General features: G+C 62.7%; 18 protein-coding genes. 12 read left to right on the forward strand and 6 right to left on the reverse strand.

The annotated features are described in order from the left end of the window. Positions 1 to 83 precede the first annotated feature (83 nt). From ACU5AY_RS13510 to ACU5AY_RS13550, 9 genes are all read left to right on the forward strand, one after another. Positions 84 to 905 carry a FadR/GntR family transcriptional regulator gene (locus tag ACU5AY_RS13510; protein ID WP_446825213.1) on the forward strand — a complete coding sequence of 274 codons (822 nt, stop codon included), beginning with the start codon at positions 84 to 86 and terminating at the stop codon, positions 903 to 905. Beyond that, positions 898 to 1,689, forward strand: coding sequence for a (Fe-S)-binding protein (locus ACU5AY_RS13515; protein WP_446825214.1), 792 nt, complete (start codon positions 898 to 900; stop codon positions 1,687 to 1,689). The genes ACU5AY_RS13510 and ACU5AY_RS13515 overlap by 8 nt, the downstream gene beginning before the upstream one ends. Further along, the gene (locus ACU5AY_RS13520; RefSeq protein ID WP_446826613.1) at positions 1,686 to 3,122 is read left to right on the forward strand and encodes a LutB/LldF family L-lactate oxidation iron-sulfur protein; all 1,437 of its coding nucleotides are present in this window, start codon (positions 1,686 to 1,688) and stop codon (positions 3,120 to 3,122) included. Before ACU5AY_RS13515 ends, ACU5AY_RS13520 begins: the two co-directional genes overlap by 4 nt. Further along, on the forward strand, positions 3,119 to 3,790 hold the full coding sequence (locus ACU5AY_RS13525; protein ID WP_446826614.1) for a LutC/YkgG family protein: 672 nt from the start codon (positions 3,119 to 3,121) through the stop codon (positions 3,788 to 3,790). Before ACU5AY_RS13520 ends, ACU5AY_RS13525 begins: the two co-directional genes overlap by 4 nt. Before the next feature lie 152 nt (positions 3,791 to 3,942). Further along, on the forward strand, positions 3,943 to 4,449 hold the full coding sequence (locus tag ACU5AY_RS13530; RefSeq protein ID WP_446825217.1) for an NUDIX hydrolase: 507 nt from the start codon (positions 3,943 to 3,945) through the stop codon (positions 4,447 to 4,449). Between the two features lie 89 nt (positions 4,450 to 4,538). Beyond that, positions 4,539 to 6,038, forward strand: a complete 1,500-nt coding sequence (locus ACU5AY_RS13535) for an inorganic phosphate transporter (RefSeq protein WP_446826615.1) — start codon at positions 4,539 to 4,541, stop codon at positions 6,036 to 6,038. A 34-nt stretch (positions 6,039 to 6,072) separates the two neighbouring features. Beyond that, positions 6,073 to 6,810, forward strand: a complete 738-nt coding sequence (locus ACU5AY_RS13540; protein WP_446826616.1) for a 16S rRNA (uracil(1498)-N(3))-methyltransferase — start codon at positions 6,073 to 6,075, stop codon at positions 6,808 to 6,810. A 167-nt stretch (positions 6,811 to 6,977) separates the two neighbouring features. Next, entirely contained in the window at positions 6,978 to 8,351 is a 1,374-nt protein-coding gene (locus ACU5AY_RS13545) for a glutamate--cysteine ligase (RefSeq protein ID WP_446826617.1), read from the forward strand. Between the two features lie 123 nt (positions 8,352 to 8,474). Further along, on the forward strand, positions 8,475 to 9,335 hold the full coding sequence (locus ACU5AY_RS13550; RefSeq protein ID WP_446826618.1) for a DUF937 domain-containing protein: 861 nt from the start codon (positions 8,475 to 8,477) through the stop codon (positions 9,333 to 9,335). Between the two features lie 107 nt (positions 9,336 to 9,442). Here ACU5AY_RS13550 and ACU5AY_RS13555 read toward each other — a convergent pair whose 3' ends face one another. After that, positions 9,443 to 9,742, reverse strand: a complete 300-nt coding sequence (locus tag ACU5AY_RS13555) for a DUF1127 domain-containing protein (RefSeq protein ID WP_446826619.1) — start codon at positions 9,740 to 9,742, stop codon at positions 9,443 to 9,445. Between the two features lie 190 nt (positions 9,743 to 9,932). On the opposite strand from ACU5AY_RS13555, the gene ACU5AY_RS13560 reads away from it, so the two are divergent. Further along, positions 9,933 to 10,886, forward strand: coding sequence for a LysR substrate-binding domain-containing protein (locus tag ACU5AY_RS13560; protein WP_446825223.1), 954 nt, complete (start codon positions 9,933 to 9,935; stop codon positions 10,884 to 10,886). Positions 10,887 to 11,002: 116 nt separating this feature from the next. Here ACU5AY_RS13560 and katG read toward each other — a convergent pair whose 3' ends face one another. Next, positions 11,003 to 13,168 (reverse strand): catalase/peroxidase HPI, encoded by a 2,166-nt coding sequence (gene katG / locus ACU5AY_RS13565; protein WP_446826620.1) that lies wholly within the window; start codon positions 13,166 to 13,168, stop codon positions 11,003 to 11,005. 251 nt (positions 13,169 to 13,419) lie between these two features. Between katG and ACU5AY_RS13570 the strand changes: the two genes are divergently transcribed. Both ACU5AY_RS13570 and ACU5AY_RS13575 read left to right on the forward strand, forming a co-directional pair. Beyond that, entirely contained in the window at positions 13,420 to 14,319 is a 900-nt protein-coding gene (locus ACU5AY_RS13570; protein WP_446826621.1) for a LysR substrate-binding domain-containing protein, read from the forward strand. Positions 14,320 to 14,467: 148 nt separating this feature from the next. Next, complete coding sequence (locus ACU5AY_RS13575; protein ID WP_446826622.1) at positions 14,468 to 16,663, forward strand: methyl-accepting chemotaxis protein; 2,196 nt, start codon at positions 14,468 to 14,470, stop codon at positions 16,661 to 16,663. 84 nt (positions 16,664 to 16,747) lie between these two features. Here ACU5AY_RS13575 and adhP read toward each other — a convergent pair whose 3' ends face one another. The 4 genes from adhP to guaB all read right to left on the reverse strand — a co-directional run bounded on the left by adhP (position 16,748) and on the right by guaB (position 20,437). Continuing rightward, complete coding sequence (adhP, locus tag ACU5AY_RS13580) at positions 16,748 to 17,776, reverse strand: alcohol dehydrogenase AdhP (RefSeq protein ID WP_446826623.1); 1,029 nt, start codon at positions 17,774 to 17,776, stop codon at positions 16,748 to 16,750. 163 nt (positions 17,777 to 17,939) lie between these two features. Beyond that, positions 17,940 to 18,365 carry an MAPEG family protein gene (locus ACU5AY_RS13585; RefSeq protein WP_446826624.1) on the reverse strand — a complete coding sequence of 142 codons (426 nt, stop codon included), beginning with the start codon at positions 18,363 to 18,365 and terminating at the stop codon, positions 17,940 to 17,942. 5 nt (positions 18,366 to 18,370) lie between these two features. After that, a complete protein-coding gene (locus ACU5AY_RS13590) occupies positions 18,371 to 18,940 on the reverse strand; it encodes a hypothetical protein (protein ID WP_446826625.1) in 570 nt (189 codons plus the stop codon). A gap of 3 nt (positions 18,941 to 18,943) precedes the next feature. Continuing rightward, a complete protein-coding gene (gene guaB, locus ACU5AY_RS13595; RefSeq protein WP_446825230.1) occupies positions 18,944 to 20,437 on the reverse strand; it encodes an IMP dehydrogenase in 1,494 nt (497 codons plus the stop codon). Between the last annotated feature and the right edge of the window lie 59 nt (positions 20,438 to 20,496).

The following is a 20,496-nucleotide window of genomic DNA, read 5'->3' on the forward strand; positions in this document are numbered from 1 at the left end:
ACGACATCCTCGCGGTAAGTGGACAAAAAGATTGACCACTTCTCCGGTCTGCTGCTACTTCTTGGCTCATCAGGAAGGATGCCATGTCGGATATCGGACCCTTTGCCCGCATTTCGCCGATGAAGACCGCCGACGAGGTGGTGCAGCAGATCGAGCTTCTGCTGCTCGACGGCGTGCTGCGCGACAGCGAGAAGCTGCCGGGCGAACGCGAACTGGCGCAGATGCTCGACGTCTCGCGACCGATCCTGCGGCAGGCTCTGAAGGAACTCGAGGCGCGCGGGTTGCTCATCAGCCATCACGGCGGCGGCACCTATGTGGCCGATATCATCGGCGAAGTGTTCTCGCAGCCGCTGATGGATCTCATCGGCCGGCACAGCCATGCGGCGCTCGACTATCTCGAATACCGGCGCGAACTTGAAGGCCTGACGGCGGAACTGGCGGCCAAGCGGGCGACCGCCACCGACCGGGCACTGCTGGAGCGGATCGTCGCCGACATGAAGGCGGCGCATGAGCGCGGCAATTTCGACGACGAGCTTCGCGCCGACGTGGAGTTCCATTCGGCGATCGGCGAAGCGGCCCACAATCTCATCCTGCTGCACACGCTGCGCGCCTGCTACAAGCTCTTGAACCGCGGCATCTTCTTCAATCGGCAGGCCGTGTTTTCCTTTGCCGACTATCGGGAGAAGCTTCTGGCGCAGCATGTGACGATCTGCGACGCCATCCTCGCCGGTCGTCCGGAGGCGGCCAAGGCGGCGGCCCAGGCGCACATAGATTTCGTAATCAACGCGGTCCGCGAAAGCGAGCGGGCCGGCGAATGGGACCGCGTTTCACGTCTGCGCATGCTTTCGCGCGGCGCGGCGCACGACACGCAAGACGGAAAAGGACGGATGACCAGCGATGGCTGAAACGCATGACATGCAAGCGGATGCACGCAAACCGCAGGTGGGCCTTTTCGCCACCTGTCTCGTCGACCTGTTCCGCCCGACGGTCGGCTTTGCGGCCGTCAAGCTGATCGAGGATGCCGGCTGCGAGGTGCATGTGCCGATGGCGCAGACCTGTTGCGGCCAGCCGGCCTACAATTCCGGCGACCGGGCCGATACGCGGGCGATTGCCGAGCAGGTCATCGAGACCTTCGAAGGCTTCGACTATATCGTCGCGCCGTCCGGCTCCTGTTCCTCCATGCTGAAGAAGCATTATCCCGGCCTGTTCAAGGGCGATGCCAAATGGGAAGCGCGCGCTTCCGCTTTTTCAGCCAAGGTATTCGAACTCGTCTCCTTCCTCGCCGACGTCATGAAGGTCAAATCCGTCGACGCGGCCTTCGACGGCTCCGTCACCTATCACGACAGCTGTTCGGGCCTGCGCGAGCTCGGCATTTCGAAGCAGCCGCGCGATCTTCTGACGTCAGTGGACGGCCTGACGATCAACGAGATGAAGGACAGCGACGTCTGTTGCGGCTTCGGCGGCACGTTCTGCGTGAAGTATTCCGATATCTCCAACGCCATCGTTTCAAAGAAGACCACCAACATCGATGCCTCCGGCGCCGATGTGCTGCTGGCCGGCGACATGGGCTGTCTCATGAACATGGCCGGCAAGCTGAAGCGGGAGGGCTCGAAGATCGAGGTCCGCCATGTCGCCGAGGTGCTGGCCGGGATGACCGACACGAAACCGATTGCAGGACAAGCCAAATGAAGCTGACCTCGCCGCAATTCAAGGAAAACAGCGCCAGGGCGCTCGCCGACGAACAGCTGCAGAAGGCGCTGCTCAACGTCCAGAAGGGCTTCATCGGCAAACGCGCGGCGGCGGCGGCCGACCTGCCGGAATTCGACGCGCTGCGCGACAACGCCCGCGAGATCAAGAACCACGTGCTCGGCCATCTCGACCTCTACCTGGAGGCCTACGAGAAGAAGGTGACCGAGGCCGGCGGCCACGTGCACTGGGCGGAAACGGCCGAAGAGGCCCGCGAGATCATTCTCGCCATCTGCCGCAAGCGGAATGCGAAGACGGTGACCAAGGGCAAGTCCATGATCACCGAGGAGATCAATCTCAACGAGTATCTGGAAGAAAACGGCATCGTGCCGGTCGAGACCGACCTTGGCGAATACATCATCCAGCTGCGGGGCGAGCATCCGAGCCACATCATCGCGCCGGCCGTGCATCTCAACAAGGAACAGGTCGAAGGCGACTTCCGCCGCGTCCACACGCATTTGCCCGAGGCGCGTGACCTGACGGAGCCGACCTCGCTTCTCTCCGAGGCCCGGGAGGTTCTCCGCAAGCGCTATTTCGAGGCCGATGTCGGGATTACCGGCGCCAATTTCCTGATTGCCGAGACAGGCTCCTCCGTGATCGTCACCAACGAGGGCAATGGCGATCTCACCCAGTCGCTCGGCAAATGCCACATCGCCGTCGCCTCGCTTGAAAAGATCGTGCCGACGCTCAACGACTGCGCCCAGATCCTGCGATTGCTGGCGCGCTCGGCGACGGGCCAGGACATGTCGGTCTACACCACCTTTTCCACGGGTCCGAAGCGACCGGAAGACGAGGACGGGCCCGAGGAATACCATGTCGTGCTGCTCGACAACGGCCGCTCGGCGATGCTTGGCACCGAATTCCAGGAAATGCTCCGCTGCATCCGCTGCGGCGCCTGCATGAACCACTGTCCGGTCTATCACGCCGTCGGCGGCCATGCCTACGGCTCCGTCTATCCCGGCCCGATGGGCGCGGTGCTGACCCCGTCGCTGAACGGCATCGACAAGGCCGGGCATCTTCCGAACGCCTCGACCTTCTGCGGGCGCTGCGAAAGCGTGTGCCCGATGCGCATTCCTCTGCCGAAGATGATGCGCAACTGGCGGGAACGTGAGTTCGAGCGGCATCTGACGCCGTCGGCCGCCCGCTACGGCCTCGGCCTCTGGGCGTTCTTTGCCCGCCGGCCGAAACTCTACCGCTTCGCCGTCTCCTTCGCGATGCCGGCGCTGTCGCTTCTCGGCGGCACCGGACGCCGCATCCGCTCGCTGCCTCTAGCCGGCGGATGGACGAAGTACCGTGATTTTCCGGCACCCGAAGGCCGCACCTTCCTGCAGGAATGGGCACAGCGCGAAAACAGGAAGCAGGAGGCAGGCCGATGAACGCCCGCGCCAATATTCTCACCAAGGTGAAGAAGTCGCTCGGCGCGCCGGCGGATGACGGCACGCGCGCGGCGACCGTTTCCGAACGCATCAAGGACGCGCCGACCGGCATCCTGCCCGCCCGCGCGCAGCTGCCGGACGAGGAACGCATCGCGGTCTTCGTGAAATATGCGGAGAAATACAACGCGACCGTCGCGCGGATCGGCTCGATCACCGATCTGCCCAAGGAAGTCAGCACCTACCTGAAATCGCGCAACCTGCCGGCATCCGTGCGCATGGGCGCCGATCCGCTGCTGACGGGCGCCGGCTTCGACAGCGAGCGGACACTCGAGATCAAGAGCGGGCCGTCGGACGGTTCCGACCTCGCCGGCGTCAGCCATGCGCGGGCCGCAATCGCCGAAACCGGAACGCTCGTCCTCGCCTCGGGACCGGACAATCCGGTGACGATCACCTTCCTGCCCGAACACCACATCGTCGCCGTTAAGGCGAGCGATATCGGCGCGACGATGGAAGAGGCTTTCGAGGGTATCCGCCAGACCTATGGCAAGGGGACGATGCCGCGCACGGTCAACATGGTGACCGGTCCGTCGCGATCCGGCGACATCGAGCAGACCATCCTGCTCGGCGCCCACGGTCCGCGCGCCCTGCACATCGTGATCGTCGACTAGGCGGGAAACCCGGCCGATACAGTCTTTTTTTGGCAATTCGCGGACTGTTTGTACGCGAAGCATTGATTATATACTCCAGTGTCACACAATCTCTGCATTGTAGAGATGCTTATCACGATGATTCGTCACGTCAGCGCTGAAAGGCAGGAAGAGTGAACCTCTGGGAACGCATAGCGTCCGACATCCATCTGATGGTGCGCCGTCCGGCGCGCCTGCAATTCGCAGCGCTGTGCTATCGATGGAAGAAGAAGAAGCCGGAACTGGAGGTCCTGCTGATCACCAGCCGGGACACCGGTCGCTGGGTCATTCCCAAGGGCTGGCCGATGGCCGGCAAGAAGGCGCATACGGTCGCGGAACGGGAGGCCTTCGAGGAGGCCGGCGTTTCGGGCAAGGCGAGCCGCGAACCTCTTGGCTACTACACCTACATGAAGGGCCTCAACAGCGGACTGAAAGTCAGCTGCAAGGTGCAGGTGCATGCCGTCGAGGTGGACGGCATGATGAAGAACTATCCCGAAAAAGGCAGCCGGACCCTGGAATGGGTAAGCTGCCGTGAAGCCGCGACGCGGGTTCAGGAGCCCGAGCTGAAAAAGCTGCTCATCGATTTCGAGCAGGAGATTGCGGACCGCACGACACAGAAAAAACGTGTCCTGCAGGCCTGACGGGCGAAAATCAGCACTGTCACAAGACTGTCATATTGCGCTTTGGCGTCACTGACGGTAGGCGAAGGCCTCACTTTTGGAGATGCCGCATGGCCAATTCTAAGCCGCGACTGGAAAAACTGACGCTCGACAAGGATCTCGACAAGATCACCCATGTCGAGGCGGCCACGCATTTCGTCTCGAAGTCGCTGGTCGCGCCCGGCATCGCGCTCATCTTCCTGATCCTGGCCATGCTGTTTGCCGCCGTCTTCGTCGGCAAGGGCGAAAGCTCGCTGATCATGATCGCGGCGGCAGCGCTCGGCGCCTACATGGCGATGAACATCGGCGCCAACGACGTGACCAACAATGTCGGCCCGGCCGTCGGTTCCCGGGCGATGAGCATGACGCTGGCGCTCGTCGTCGCCGCTGTCTTCGAGACAGCCGGCGCGCTGATTGCCGGCGGCGACGTGGTCTCGACCATTTCCAAGGGCATCATCGACCCGTCGCTGATCCCAACCGCCGACATGTTCATCTGGGCGATGATGGCGGCGCTCCTGTCGTCGGCGCTGTGGGTCAACCTCGCCACCTGGATCGGCGCGCCGGTCTCGACCACGCATGCGGTCGTCGGCGGCGTGATGGGCGCGGGTATAGCCGCCTCCGGCTTCGGCACGATCAACTGGCAGTCCATGTCGGCGATCGCGGCAAGCTGGGTGATTTCGCCCTTCCTTGGCGGCATCATCGCCGCGCTGTTTCTCGCCTTCATCAAGGAATTCATCATCTACCGCGAAGACAAGATCGAAGCGGCGAAGAAATGGGTTCCGGTGCTGATCGCCGTCATGACCGGCGCATTCACCGCCTATCTGTCGCTGAAGGGCCTCAACCACCTGATCTCCATCTCGCTTGGCATTGCCGCGCTGATTGGCCTCGTGGCCGGCGGCATCGGCTGGGCGGCATCCGTGCCGCTCGTCGCGCGGCAGGCGCGCGGCCTCGAGAACCGTAACCAGTCGCTGCGCAAGCTCTTCCAGATTCCGCTGATCTTCTCGGCCGCCCTGCTGTCCTTTGCGCACGGTGCCAACGACGTCGCAAACGCCATCGGACCGCTATCAGCCGTCGTGCATGCGGCCGAGGCAAACGAGATTTCGGCCAACGTCAACATTCCGCTCTGGGTCATGATCATCGGCGCGATCGGGATCTCGATCGGCCTGCTGCTGTTCGGGCCGCGGCTGATCCGTCTTGTCGGCGAGCAGATCACCAAGCTCAATCCGATGCGCGCCTTTTGCGTGGCGCTGTCGGCGGCGCTGACCGTCATCGTCGCCTCCTGGCTCGGACTGCCGGTCTCCTCTACCCATATCGCCGTCGGTGCCGTTTTCGGCGTCGGATTCTTCCGTGAATGGTACACCAAGAACTCCAAGCGCCGCGCCGCCTACATCCAGATGAAGGCCGGCAAGCCGGAATCGCTCAAGCAGCCCTCGGAAGAGGAAATCCGCCGCCGCTATCTCGTGCGCCGCTCGCACTTCATGACCATCGTCGCCGCCTGGATCATCACGGTGCCGGCCTCGGCCTTGCTTGCCGCCGTCATTTACTGGATACTTGCCTCCATCGCCGTCTGAACCAGACATCCATCACCGATCGCCGGAGCATCCCATGCGCGCCAATTTCCGCATGCAGCGGCTGTTTGTCGACGCCCCCCTTGCCGCCGCAACACCGGTCGAAGCCGATTCCGCCCAGTTCAACTATCTCGCCAACGTGCTGCGGATGGGCGACGGGGCGGAGATCCTGCTGTTCAACGGCCGTGACGGCGAATGGAAGGCGGAGCTCTCCTTTCCGACGCGCAAGCGTATTCTGCTGTCTCCCAAGGAGCAGACGCGGCCGCAGCCGGATGCCTCCGACCTCCATTATCTCTTCGCGCCGCTGAAGGTCGGGCGCATGGACTATCTCGTGCAGAAGGCCGTCGAAATGGGGGCCGGGACGCTGGTCCCCGTCATGACCCAGCATGTGCAGGGCAAGATCCACTCGACCGACAAGCTGAAGGCGAATGTCGTCGAAGCGGCCGAGCAGTGCGGGATCCTCTCCATTCCGGCGGTCGAGGAGCCGGTGAAGCTCTCGGACCTGCTGGACGGCTGGGACAAGAGCCGCCGCATCATCTACTGCGACGAGGGTCATGATGGACAGAATCCCCTGCCGGTGCTCTCTGCAATCAGGGAGACGAAGCTCGCCCTGCTGGTCGGCCCGGAAGGCGGGTTTTCGGATGCCGAGCGCAGCACGCTGCGTTCGCTTGACTTCGTGACCGCCATACCCCTCGGCCCGCGCATCTTGCGGGCGGACACGGCCGCGGTCGCGGCGCTCGCCGTCATACAGGCGGCCATCGGCGACTGGCGCTAGACACCACCGGCCGCTCCAGCCCGCTTTCCAAAATTTGAACACGGGTTGAAAGAAATTCACTTGCGCGGATGTGGTTTCCGGTCCAATCAGCGCAATGGTGTCCGAAGCCGGAGCGCCATGTGCCGGCGGCTTCGCCGGTTCCGTTTGACCAAAGCAGGATGGACCTGATGGCCCGCGATACGACCGACGATACGCCGATCACCTCGATCGATGAGCTGACCGAATACCTCGCGGGCGGCTCAAAGCCGGAAGCCGATTTCCGCATCGGCACCGAGCACGAGAAATTCCCGTTCTTCGTCGGCACGAACGCGCCCGTTCCCTATGAAGGCAAGGCCAGCATTTCCGCGCTGCTCCTCGGCATGCAGGAAAAGCTCGGCTGGGATCCGATCATCGACGAAGGCAAGATCATCGGGCTCGCCGAGCAGCATGGCATGGGGGCGATTTCGCTGGAGCCCGGCGGGCAGTTCGAGCTTTCCGGCGCGCCGCTGAGATACCTGCACGAGACCTGCAAGGAATCCAACCAGCACCTGGCGATGCTGCGCGAGATCGCCGAGCCGCTCGGCATCCGCTTCCTTGGGCTTGGCGGCAGCCCGAAATGGACGCTCGCCGAAACGCCGCGCATGCCGAAATCGCGCTACGGCATCATGAGCCGCTACATGCCGAAGGTCGGCAGCCAGGGCCTGGACATGATGTACCGCACCTGCACGATCCAGGTGAACCTCGACTTCTCCTCTGAAGAGGACATGGCGCGCAAGATGCGCGTGTCGACCAAGCTGCAGTCGGTGGCGACCGCGCTGTTCGCATCCTCACCGTTTACCGATGGAAAGCCGAACGGACTCGTTTCCTGGCGCGGCGATATCTGGCGTGACACGGACAACCAGCGCGCCGGCCTGCTGCCCTTCATCTTCGACGCGGATTTCGGTTTCCGGCGCTATGTCGAATGGGCGCTCGACGTGCCGATGTATTTCATCGTCCGCGACGGTCGCTACCGCGACTGTACCAACATCACCTTCCGCCAGTTCATGGGCGGCGCGCTGAAGGGCGAAGTCGACGCCTGGGCGCCGACGATGGGCGACTGGACCAACCACCTTTCGACGCTCTTCCCCGAAGTGCGGCTGAAGCGGTTCCTCGAAATGCGCGGCGCCGACGGCGGCCCGTGGCGGCGCATCTGCGCCCTGCCGGCCTTCTGGACCGGCCTGCTCTATGACGCCGGCGCGCTCGACGCCGCAGAGGCGCTGACCGCCGACTGGTCGTTTGCGGACGTCCGGGAAATGCGTGACGCGGTTCCCTCGCAGGGGCTGAAGGCGACGATCAAGGGACGCTCGGTGCTCGATACGGCGCGCGAGGTGATTTCCATCGCCCGGGGTGGTCTCAAATCCCGCGCCAACCTCAACGGCGACGGCGAGGACGAGAGCGTGTTCCTGGCAACGCTCGACGAGATCATCGCCAAGAAAGCGACGCTCGCCGACGACCTGCTGATGCTCTACAACGGCCGCTGGAACGGTTCGGTCGAGCCGGTCTTTTCCGAGTATCAATATTGAAGGCTGGCGAAGAGCCGGCTCCGGCAAAATATGCGGGTGCTTTGGCTTTTTGCAGTTGTGCCGTAAGATGAAGCACTTATGCTTCAGCGAAATGACACGAATGTCCAAGCGAGAGGGTCCTGCATGCTGCCACTGTTCGATATGATGATGCAGGCGCAGAACGGCGCCGCTGTCGAAGCCATGGCCAAGCAGTACAACATCGCCCAGGAACAGGCGGCAAAGGCCATGGCTGCACTGATGCCGGCCTTTTCGTCCGGCCTGCAGCGCAAGGCGGCCAATCCATACGACTTCACCACCTTCCTCGCCGCCATGCAATCCGGCAATTACGCGGAATATTTCGAGGATATCGGCAAGGCTTTCACGCCGAAGGGCATTGCCGATGGCAATGCGGCGCTAGAAACCATCTTCGGCTCGAAGGAGGTTTCGCGGGCGATCGCCGCGCAGGTCGAACAGATGACCGGCATCGGCCAGGAGATCGTCAAGCAGATGATGCCGGCGACCGCCAGCACGCTGATGGGCGGCATCTTCAAGCAATCCATGGGTCAGGTACAGCAGGCGAACGCCGCCTTCACCAATGCGGCCATGACGCAGATGATGCAGCAGTGGCTGGAAAGCACCGGCTTTGCGCCGAAACCGCAGCCTCAGGCCAATCCGTTCGACAATCCCTTCACCCAGGCGATGCAGTCCATGTTCGGCGGGCAGCAGCAGGCCAAGCAGGTCAACCCTGCCGACATGTTTGCCGCCAACCCATTCATGAAGATGTTTTCCGACATGATGAAGCCGGCCGAAGACAAGAAGCCGGAACCGGAGCCCAAGCCGGAGCCGCCGAAGGAAAGCGCTGCAGGCGCCGAGCTGAAGCAATATTCGGACATGATGAGCGCGATGTTCGACAGCGGCCTGGAAGTGGGCAAGGCCTACCAGAAAAGCATCGAATCCATTCTCGACGGCTACATGAAAAACGGCGACACAGCCGACAAGAGCTGAGGCAGCAAAGCGCCTCCATCCGACAAGTCAGGACGTAAAAAAGCCCGGTATTCGATAAACGAACACCGGGCAAAGGCAGGGCTATTGGCTCTCACCCTGCGGGGAAATCAATCTCGCGGCAAATACACGATCGACCGACGGGCGCGGGCCCTTGCCTGGCGGGTCAGGTAACCGGACGGATCGTTGAAGAGATCGGTCTTCGCCAGTGCGCGATGAACGTCGCGCCGGTCGATGCCGATGTCTTGCAGCATATGATCATCCAGATCGGTCATTTTCGTCACGATGATACGATTGCGGATTGCACGATAAACGGATGCCACCACATTCCAGGCCCGGGCGGCAATCGGGCGGCGTGCGGGGCGCAGGGCGGCGAGGTCGAGGTCCAGTGTCCGTTCAATCGTGCTCATCGGATCATCCTTTCACAAGGCACGAGATAAACCTGCCCTCCAGAGGGCGGCCCTGGAGGGTGTGGTCGATGTCGTTTAGAGGGAGGAGCTTTCGCTCCGTGGCGTCTACAATGCCAGATTGTCAAAAAGACATTGATCAGTCCAACGAATGTTTCTAATGATTATCATCAAACCTTCTTATAGGTACAAGATGAGCGCGCCACTCGATATCGATCAGCTTCAAACCTTCGTCTCCATCGTCGACACCGGCAGCTTCACAAAGGCCGCCGACCGGGTCTACAAGACCCAATCGGCCGTCTCCATGCAGATGCGTCGGCTGGAAGAGCGGATCGGCAAGCAGCTGTTCGCCAAGGACGGGCGCGGCGTCCGCCTGACGATCGAGGGCGAGAAGCTCCTGAACTATGCGCGGCGAATGATCCGGCTCAACAACGAGGCGATGGCCGCATTCGACGACAATCGTCTCGAAGGCACGGTCAGGATCGGCACGCCCGACGATTACGCCGACCGATACATGCCGGAGATCATCGGACGCTTCGCCAAGACCCATCCGAATGTCGAGCTTTACATCGCCTGCGAACCTTCCGTGACGCTGATCCAGAAGATGTCGCGCGGCGAGCTGGACATCGCACTGATCACGCACGATCCGGCGACGGCGATCTCCACGGTCGTTCGAACGGAGCCGCTCTGCTGGGTCGCCTCGGCCAACCATCCGCTCCGGGAAAGCGCGCCGGTGCCGCTGGCGGTCGGCCGCATGGACTGCCGCTGGCGGCAGCTCGCCTGTTCGGCGCTCGACGCCGGCAACCGCGACTACCAGATCCTGTTTACCAGCTGGTCCTCGACCGTGGTTGCGGCCGCCGTTCTTGCCGGCATGGCGGTCTCCGTCCTGCCGGAATCGGCCTTGCGGTCCGGAATGCGGGTGCTGACGCAGGCGGACGGGTTCCCGCCCCTACCGCCGGTCCAGATCGGCATAATCAAGCGACCCGGCGCGCCGGTGTCGCTGATCAACGCGCTTTCGAACCATATCGTCGCCTGCCTCGACAACATGACGCCGGCTCAAGCGACCGATGACGGGCTGGATGGCGACATCCGGGTGATGGGCCGCCTGCCCCGGCTGCGCCCGGGACATATCCTGCCGGGCTGGTGATGCCGCCCCGGAAAATACGGACCAAATAGCGAAAGGCCGGGACAATGTCCCGGCCTTTCTCCAGTCATGCGCCGGCAGGTTGGGGCCTGGCGCCAGGCGCATGAAGCTTGATTGGATCAGTCGACCAGATCGAAGCGATCGGCGTTCATGACCTTTGTCCACGCGGCGGCGAAGTCACGCACGAACTTCTCCTTGTTGTCGTCCTGGGCGTAGACTTCGGCATAGGCGCGCAGGATCGAGTTCGAACCGAAGACGAGGTCCATGCGCGTGGCCGTCCACTTGACTGCGCCGGTCTTGCGATCGCGGATTTCGTAGTATCCGCCTTCAACCGGGTTCCAAGTGTAGGCCATGTCGGTCAGGTTGACGAAGAAGTCGGTCGTCAGCGCGCCGACATTGTCGGTGAAGACGCCATGCGTCGAGCCGGCATAGTTGGCGCCCATGACGCGCATGCCGCCGACCAGAACCGTCATTTCATGCGCGGTGAGGCCCATGAGCTGGCTGCGGTCGAGCATCAGCTCTTCCGGGCTGACGACATAGTTCTTCTTCAGGTAGTTGCGGAAGCCATCGGCCAGCGGCTCCAGCGGCGCGAAGGAGTCTGCATCCGTCATCTCGTCGGTGGCGTCGCCGCGGCCCGGAGAGAACGGCAGCGTCAAGTCGTAACCGGCGGCCTTGGCAGCCTGCTCGACGCCGACATTGCCGGCGAGAACGATGACGTCGGCGACGGACGCGCCGGCTTCGCTTGCGATCGGCTCCAGAACGGAGAGGACCCTGGCGAGGCGGGCCGGTTCATTGCCTTCCCAATCCTTCTGCGGCGCGAGACGGATGCGGGCACCGTTGGCGCCGCCGCGCATGTCGGAACCGCGATAGGTACGAGCGGAATCCCAGGCCGTGGAAACCATGTCGACGAGCGTCAGGCCGGAAGCGGCAATCTTCGCCTTGACGGCTTCGACATCGTAGGAGGTCGAGCCGGCCGGGATCGGATCCTGCCAGATCAGGTCTTCGGCGGGAACTTCCGGACCGATGTAACGGGCCTTCGGGCCCATGTCGCGGTGGGTCAGCTTGAACCAGGCGCGGGCAAAGGTGTCCTTGAAGTATTCCGGATCGGCCATGAACTTCTGGCAGATGGCGTTGTAGGCCGGATCGACCTTCAGGGCCATGTCGGCATCCGTCATCATCGGGTTGCGGCGCCTGGTCGGGTCGGACGCGTCGAGCGGCTTGTCTTCTTCCCGGATGTTGATCGGTTCCCACTGCGTGGCGCCGGCCGGGCTCTTGCGCAGTTCCCAGTCGTGGCCGAACAGCATGTCGAAGAAGCCCATGTCGAACTTCGTCGGATTGGTGGTCCAGGCACCTTCGAGACCGGAGGTCACGGCATTGGCAGCCTTGCCGCCCATGTTCGGGTTGCTCCAGCCCATGCCCTGGTCGACGACGTCCGCAGCTTCCGGTTCGCGACCGAGCGCGGCTGCATCGCCATTGCCGTGGGTCTTGCCGACGGTATGGCCGCCGGCGGTCAGCGCGACGGTTTCCTCGTCGTCCATGGCCATGCGGGCAAAGGTCTCGCGCATCTGGGCGGCGGTCTTCAGCGGATCGGACTTGCCGTTCACGCCTTCCGGGTTGACGTAGATGAGACCCATCTGGACCGCGGCCAGCGGATTTTCCATCGTCGCGGGGTTTTCGACGTTTTCATAGCGTGCGTCGGACGGCGCAAGCCATTCCTTCTCGGCGCCCCAGTAGACGTCGATTTCCGGATGCCAGATGTCCTCACGGCCGAAGGCGAAGCCGAAGGTCTTCAGACCCATGGATTCGTAGGCGACATTGCCGGCGAGAATCATCAGGTCGGCCCAGGAGAGCTTGTTGCCGTACTTTTTCTTGATCGGCCACAGCAGGCGGCGGGCCTTGTCGAGGCTGGCATTGTCCGGCCAGGAATTGAGCGGGGCGAAGCGCTGGTTGCCGGTGCCGCCGCCGCCACGACCATCGGCCAGACGGTAGGAGCCGGCGGAATGCCAGGCCATGCGGATCATGAAGCCGCCATAGTGACCCCAGTCGGCCGGCCACCATTCCTGGCTGTCGGTCATCAGCGCATGGAGGTCCTTCTTCAAGGCGTCATAGTCGAGCGTCTTGACGGCTTCGCGGTAGTTGAAGTCCTTGCCGAGCGGATTGGTCTTGGTGTCGTGCTGGTGAAGAATGTCGAGGTTGAGTGCGTTCGGCCACCAGTCCATAACCGACTTGCCGGTTTCCGTATTGCCGCCGTGCATCACGGGACATTTGCCTACTTTGGCATCCATAGCGATCTCCTATCATTCTTCGTTGCGATCCCGCCATCCTGCACCCGAGATGTGAAATCCGTTTGTCCTGCGCGAAAATTCGGCGGAGCGGCCTTTAAAAAAGACATCGCGGATATGTTCATCTTCCGGGTCGGGACAGCGAGACGTTGTCCTTGCCGCGAAATGTTTTCGTCGACGAAAGAAGCTTATCACACCCGCCATCGATAATTTCCAATTGCATTTTCTGTTTTTCATCATAAGAAAAACCTATCATGCTGACACTCAGACAAATGCGCTATTTCGAGGCCCTGGCAAGCACCGGACATTTCGGCCGGGCGGCCGAACTCGTGCATGTCAGCCAGCCTGCTCTTTCGGCCCAGATCGCCGAGATGGAAAAGGAACTCGGCATGCCGCTCGTCGAGCGACGGCGGGGCGCGACGATCCTGACCCGTGAGGGCGAGGACCTGCTGCCGCAGATCCGCCAGATCCTGGCCATGACCGAAGAATTGCACGGGCGGGCGCGGCGGCGGCGGGGCGTGCTCGAAGGCCGCATCCGCATCGGCATCATTCCGACGGTGGCTCCCTATCTCGTGCCGCGACTGATCCCGCACCTGCGGGCGAACCATCCGGCAATCGAGATCGAGCTGAAGGAAGCGGTCACGGACAGTCTGGTTGGCGAGTTGCTGGAGGGCAAGGTGGACGTGATGGTCGCCGCCCTGCCCGTCGATGACGAACGGCTGGACACGATGGCGCTCTTCTCAGACCGGTTCTTCATGGCGGTGGCCAGCAACGACACGGACGTCCTGATGTCGCCGATGACGGAGACGGAGATCGACGCCGACCGGCTGCTCCTGCTGGAGGAAGGTCATTGCCTGCGCGACCAGGCGCTGGCGGTCTGCACGATGGCCGGCAAGCGCAGCCTCGTCAATTTCGGTGCGACCTCGATGGCCACCCTGTTGCAGATGGTCTCCCACAACATGGGCATGACCCTCATTCCGGAAATGGCGATCGAGACCGAAACCGGCCGCAACGACATTCGCATCATCCCCTTTGCCGAACCTCAGCCGGCGCGACAGATCGGCCTTGCCTGGCGCCACCGGGGCGCGTCACGCGCCGATGTCGAGGCGCTCGCCGAAGCAATTCGCGCGTGCAGCAGCGGAAAAACCGCCTGACAGCGGCAGAAATGGTGGCTTTTCTCCACCGCAAATACACGCTTTGGTAAAAAACTAGCCTCTATACTCCTCCCCATAATCTGTTTCAGAACGGCCCGCACTGAGGTGCGTGCCGGATTTGTGCATTAAAAATATCGGGGACATCACCGTGAAGTCGATCAATCTGGGCGTTTCTCACCGTCTTTCCATTGCCATCATATTTCCGCTGCTCGGCCTTCTCTGCTTTGCTGCCATCTCGTTGACGGATACCTACAAGTCGATGAGCGAATACCGCAGCCTGGGCGAATTGCAGCAGGCGCTCGGCAAGATCAATCTTCTCAACACGAGCCTGCGCGAGGAACGCAGCGCCGCCGGTCGTTTCCTGACCGACGACAAGGCGACCGATACCTCCGTACTCAACGCGTCGCGCCAGCAGACCGATGCCGCTCTTGGCGATCTCGACGGCGCGGTCAGCGTCTTGAAGCAATCCGACGGCGTGATCCAGGACGATGTGCTTGCCAACCTCAACACGGCGATCGCCGGCCTCGGCGACATTCGCAAGAAGGTCGACCAGCGCGAACTGTCCTTCAGCGGCGCCATCTTCGCCTATACCGCGCTGATCGAACCGCTTCTGGACTTCGATCAGGCCAGCAGCCGCGCCAGCAGCGATGTCAACATCGCGCTGAAATCCGCCGCCATTGCCGACATCGCGCTGGTGATCGAAGGCGCCGCCCAGGAACGGGCAATGATCGACAGCGCGATCGCCGCCGAAAAGCTGACCACCGTCCAGTTCGAGAAATTCCTCGACTACACGGTCTCTCAGGATATTCACCTCGGCCTGTTCATGCGCCATCAGGATCCGGACCTCAAAGCCACCTTCGAAGAAGCCCTGAAGTCCGACGATGTCGTCGGCCTGAAGCGCTTCGACGGCAAGCTGCGCCGGGTTGGTCCGGACGGCAAGATCCGCGCCAAGGCCTTCGACGGCTGGTTCGAAACGACGACCAAGCGCATCAACAAGCTGGTCGAGATGCAGCACGCCTCGGAGCAGCGCATCACGGAACGGGCGACCGACCTCTACACCTCGGCCAAGCTCTCGACCATTCTCTGGTCTCTGGCCACCCTGCTCGTCGCCGGCATCACCATCGTTCTCGCCGTCCTGCTTGGCCGGTCGATCACACGACCGCTTGCCTCACTCACCGGCTCGCTCGAGGCCATTGCCGGCGGCAATTATGACGCAGAGGTGCCTGGCACCAGCCGCAAGGACGAAATCGGCGTGATGGCCAATGCGGTCGCGCACCTTCAGGAAGGCGCGCGCGAAAAGATCCGCCTTGAGGAGCAGGAAGAGGCAAACCGCATCGCGGCCGCCCGCGAGCGGGAGGCGAACGACTTCGAGAAGAATGCCCGCGCCGAAGAGCTTTCGTTTGCCGTTTCCGCCCTGGCGAATGGCCTCGGTCGTCTTGCCGACGGCGACATTTCCGAGGACATCGACGAGACCTTCACCGCCGACCTCGACCGCCTGCGCCTCGACTTCAACGCGGCACAGGCGCATTTGCGCAGCGTGCTTTCGGTTGTAGACGCCACCGCCCGGTCAATCCGGCTGAATGCCGCCGAGATGGAAAGTGCATCCGGCGACCTCTCGCACCGCACCGAACAGCAGGCCGCCTCGCTTGAGGAGACCGCAGCAGCGCTCGAGGAAATCACCGCAACCGTCAAATCCTCCTCCGAGCGGGCGAGCGAAGCCGGTGAAATTGCATCCCGCACCGTGAAGGCGACCTCGCGGTCCGCCGCTGTTGTCGGCAATGCCGTCGAGGCGATGGGCCGGATCGAGAGTTCGGCGGCCAAGATCAGCCAGATCATCTCCGTCATGGACGACATCGCCTTCCAGACGAACCTCCTGGCGCTGAATGCCGGCGTCGAGGCCGCCCGTGCGGGCGAAGCCGGCAAGGGCTTTGCCGTCGTCGCCCAGGAAGTGCGCGAGCTCGCCGGACGCTCGGCCAATGCCGCCAAGGAGATCAAGGCGCTGATCAACGCATCGAATGCGGAAGTGAAGGCGGGCGTGTCGCTGGTTACCGAGACCGGCGAGACGCTGAGCGAGATCGAGCATTTCGTCAACGACATGCTGAACCGCATCCAGTCCATCGCCGGTTCGTCGCAAGAGCAATTCGCGAGCCTCTCGGCGATCAACGGATCGGTGACCTCGATGGATCAGATGACGCAGCGCAACGCGGCCATGGTCGAGCAGACCTCCGCCGCCACGGCGCAGCTTTCGACGGAAGCGCAGACGCTGGCCGAAGGGCTCGCAAGCTTCAACCTGACACCCGGCGGACATCGGAGCCAGGGTGGCCGGATGCGAAGCGCCGCCTGACAGGCTTCAAAATCAGAAAAGACCGGCGGTTCATCACCGCCGGTCTTTTTATTTGAATCGCATTGTCGATGAAACCCGCCGCGCTCAGCCGGCGAGATCGAGAACGATGCGGCCGTCGATCTTGCCCTCTTCCATGCGAGCGAAGATCGCGTTGATGTTCTCGATCTTGTCCCAGGTGAAGTGCGAGGCGACCTTGCCTTCGCCGGCGAACTGCAGGGATTCCTCCAAGTCCTGCCGCGTGCCGACGATCGAGCCGCGCACCGTGATGCGCTTCAGCACGGTGTCGAAGACCGGCAGGCTGATCATCGACGGCGGCAGGCCGACGAGCGCCATCGTGCCCTTCGAGCGGAGCATGTGGAACGCCTGCTCCATCGCCTTTGGCGAAACAGCAGTCACCAGCGCGCCATGCACGCCGCCAACCGCTTTTTGCACCTCATCGACCGCCCCGACTTCGCGCGCATCGACGATCAGGTCGGCGCCGAGGGACTTGGCAAGGTCCAGCTTGTCCTTGAAAATATCCGCCGCGACGACATGCATGCCCATGGCCTTGGCATATTGGACGGCCATGTGACCGAGGCCGCCGATGCCGGAGATCAGCACCCATTCGCCCGGCCGCACCTCGGTTTCCTTCAGCCCCTTGTAGACGGTGACGCCGGCGCACAGGACGGGTGCCGCCGGGCCGAATTCGAGCTTGTCCGGCAGGATGCCGACATAATCGGGATCGGCAAGGCCGTATTGGGCGAAGGTGCCGTTGACGGAGTAGCCGGTGTTCTGCTGCTTGGCACACAGCGTTTCCCAACCGGTGCGGCAGGGATTGCAGCAGCCGCAGGCGGTGTGGAGCCACGGCACGCCGACGCGATCGCCTTCCTTGACGCTGGTGACGCCGGCACCGAGCTTCGCCACATAACCGACGCCTTCATGACCCGGAATGAAGGGCGGGTTGGGCTTGACCGGCCAGTCGCCATGGGCGGCATGGAGGTCCGTGTGGCAGACGCCGGTCGCCTCATATTTCACCAGAATCTGTCCGGGGCCGGGCTCGGGCACCGGCACCTCCTCGATGACGAGCGGCTTCTTGAACTCGCGCACCACGGCTGCTTTCATGGTCATTGCCATTTCAATCTCCCAAATTTGCCAACAGGTCGACGCCGCCGAAATCCGCGAGAGCGGGCGGCGCAGGCCTTGAGGAACAAAGGTGTCTGTTAAACCACAGGGGCTGGACGGTGATCCGAAATGGATACTAGCCGAGAGATCGCACGCACAAATTGACCTGCGTCAATCAGCCGACGGCGAGATGATAGGCGAGCAGCGCCCACATCAGGACGATCATCAGGACACCGACCATGAAGGCGGGCTGGCGGTAGCGGATGCGATTGCTGGTGATGTGGATCCAGGCGTGCGCGTATCGGCTCACCACGAAGATCCAGGCGATGAGAACGACCGTCAACGTGGCCGCGCCGGTCACGTAAAGCGCCAGGCAACCGATGTGAAAGAACACCGGCAGTTCGAACTGGTTCTCCAGATTGTTGCGGACGAACAGGCTTTCCGGGGGTTCGTCCCTGTTCTCGCGAAACTGCGAGATGCGCGCCGATCCGCCCTTGACCGCCGCGGCGCGGCGCATCCCGAGCAGCACATAGACGATCGACACCAGCAGGAAATGGGCGATCATCGGCCAGAAGATGGCGGTGTCGTAAGGAGCGGTCATGCGTATCAGCCTTCCGTTGAGGAGCTCGGGCGGAGAACGGTCAGGCGCAGAACGATGACGCCTATGATGGTTACGAACATCAGCTTGAGCCGGATCATCCAGGGCAGGAGAAAGGCGAGAAGCGATGCGAGACTCGCGGATGGTTCAGCCGGCGGAAAGAACAGGAGACAGGTAACATTCTCGGCATAGTCGCTTGCCATGTAGAGAAGCGGCAAGGCGAGCAAGGCCGAAGCCAGCCAGCCCGGCAGAGGGGCCCCACGCAGCCGAGCGGTTGGAAGAAGCCGGCGGAGAAGAAGGAACAGAAAGGCGGCGAAGATGACGGGAAAAACCAGGTCGGTCGTCAGATGCATGGTCTTCAGGAGCGACGCCGCAGCTTCATCGCCGACCAGGCGTTCGCGCAGGTCCAGCAGGCTTTCTGGCGTCGCGAAGATATCCTTGTCCGGCATCACCGCATGCGGCAATTCCGAACCGAAGCGCCACGGAAACCAGAGACCGTTGATCGCAAAGAGAAAAGCGCTGGCGAGCCCTGTCAGCCACAGGGCTCGCCGATTGTTTACTTTATCGCCGTCCGGCAACAATCACATGCCGCCCGGATAGTTCGGGCTTTCGCGGGTGATCGTCACGTCGTGTGCGTGGCTTTCGCGCAGGCCGGCGCCGGAGATGCGAACGAAGGTCGCGCGCTTCTGGAACTCCTTGATGTCGCCGCCGCCAACATAGCCCATGGCAGCCTTCAAGCCGCCGGCGAGCTGATGCAGAACCGCGGAGACCGGGCCCTTGTAGGGCACCTGGCCTTCGATGCCTTCCGGAACAAGCTTCAGCGTGTCGCGAACCTCGGCCTGGAAATAGCGGTCGGCGGAACCACGGGCCATGGCGCCCACGGAGCCCATGCCGCGATAGGCCTTGAAGGAGCGACCCTGGTAGAGATAGACCTCGCCCGGGCTTTCGTCCGTGCCGGCGAGCAGCGAGCCGACCATACAGGCGGAGGCGCCAGCTGCGATTGCCTTGGCGAGGTCGCCGGAGAACTTGATGCCGCCATCGGCGATGACCGGAATATCCCTTGCCTGCGCGGCTTCGACGGAGGCCATGATGGCTGCCAGCTGCGGCACGCCAACGCCGGCGACGATACGGGTGGTGCAGATCGAGCCCGGACCGATGCCGACCTTGACGGCATCCGCGCCCGCATCGATCAGCGCCTTGGTGCCGTCGCTCGTTGCGACATTGCCGGCGATGATGCGCACCGAATTGCTCATCTTCTTGACCGCGCTGACGGCATCGAGCACGCCCTGCGAATGGCCATGGGCGGTATCGACGACGAGAACGTCGACGCCGGCATCCATCAGCCGCTCGGCACGCTCCTGCGCGTCCTTGCCGACCGAAATGGCAGCGGCGGCGCGAAGGCGGCCCTGGGCGTCCTTGGTGGCATTCGGGTTCAACTGCGACTTCTCGATGTCCTTGACCGTGATCAGGCCGACGCAATGGCCGGCGTCGTCGACGACGAGGAGCTTTTCGATGCGGTGATGGTGAAGCAGACGCTTGGCTTCCTGCTGCTCGACGGTCTCGCGGACCGTGATCAGGCCTTCCTTGGTCATCAGATCGAAGATCTTCTGTGTCGGATCGGAGGCGAAGCGGACGTCGCGGTTGGTCAGGATGCCGACCAGCTTGCCGCGACTGCCATTGCTGCCTTCGACGACCGGGATGCCGGAAATGCCGTGCGCCTTCATCAGCGCCAGGGCGTCGGCCAACGTCGCCTGCGGTCCGATCGTCACCGGATTGACGACCATGCCGCTTTCGAATTTCTTGACCTGGCGGACTTCCTCGGCCTGCTGCTCGGGCGTCAGGTTGCGGTGGATGACGCCAAGGCCGCCAGCCTGCGCCATGGCGATCGCCAGCCGGCTTTCGGTCACCGTGTCCATGGCGGAGGAAAGGATCGGCAGGTTGAGCTCGATATCTTTGGCAATGCGGGTCGCGATGTCGGTCTGCCCCGGCATGACCATGGAATGACCGGGCTGCAGGAGCACGTCGTCGAAGGTAAGCGCTTCAGCGCCGGTTGCCGTGATAATAATCTGTGCCATGCCAAATTCCTTTTAGAATAGGATCGTCACCGGCCTGATGATGTGAGTCGCTCAGTACG

It is taken from the genome of Rhizobium sp. PAMB 3174 (genome assembly GCF_052908375.1).

Bases quoted from the DNA above. Each gene is read 5' to 3' on its own strand.
- ACU5AY_RS13510 (WP_446825213.1), top strand. From the start codon at position 84: ATGTCGGATATCGGACCCTTTGCCCGCATTTCGCCGATGAAGACCGCC.
- ACU5AY_RS13515 (WP_446825214.1), top strand. From the start codon at position 898: ATGGCTGAAACGCATGACATGCAAGCGGATGCACGCAAACCGCAGGTG.
- ACU5AY_RS13520 (WP_446826613.1), top strand. From the start codon at position 1,686: ATGAAGCTGACCTCGCCGCAATTCAAGGAAAACAGCGCCAGGGCGCTC.
- ACU5AY_RS13525 (WP_446826614.1), top strand. From the start codon at position 3,119: ATGAACGCCCGCGCCAATATTCTCACCAAGGTGAAGAAGTCGCTCGGC.
- ACU5AY_RS13535 (WP_446826615.1), top strand. From the start codon at position 4,539: ATGGCCAATTCTAAGCCGCGACTGGAAAAACTGACGCTCGACAAGGAT.
- ACU5AY_RS13540 (WP_446826616.1), top strand. From the start codon at position 6,073: ATGCGCGCCAATTTCCGCATGCAGCGGCTGTTTGTCGACGCCCCCCTT.
- ACU5AY_RS13545 (WP_446826617.1), top strand. From the start codon at position 6,978: ATGGCCCGCGATACGACCGACGATACGCCGATCACCTCGATCGATGAG.
- ACU5AY_RS13550 (WP_446826618.1), top strand. From the start codon at position 8,475: ATGCTGCCACTGTTCGATATGATGATGCAGGCGCAGAACGGCGCCGCT.
- ACU5AY_RS13555 (WP_446826619.1), bottom strand. From the start codon at position 9,742: ATGAGCACGATTGAACGGACACTGGACCTCGACCTCGCCGCCCTGCGC.
- ACU5AY_RS13560 (WP_446825223.1), top strand. From the start codon at position 9,933: ATGAGCGCGCCACTCGATATCGATCAGCTTCAAACCTTCGTCTCCATC.
- katG (WP_446826620.1), bottom strand. From the start codon at position 13,168: ATGGATGCCAAAGTAGGCAAATGTCCCGTGATGCACGGCGGCAATACG.
- ACU5AY_RS13570 (WP_446826621.1), top strand. From the start codon at position 13,420: ATGCTGACACTCAGACAAATGCGCTATTTCGAGGCCCTGGCAAGCACC.
- adhP (WP_446826623.1), bottom strand. From the start codon at position 17,776: ATGGCAATGACCATGAAAGCAGCCGTGGTGCGCGAGTTCAAGAAGCCG.
- ACU5AY_RS13585 (WP_446826624.1), bottom strand. From the start codon at position 18,365: ATGACCGCTCCTTACGACACCGCCATCTTCTGGCCGATGATCGCCCAT.
- guaB (WP_446825230.1), bottom strand. From the start codon at position 20,437: ATGGCACAGATTATTATCACGGCAACCGGCGCTGAAGCGCTTACCTTC.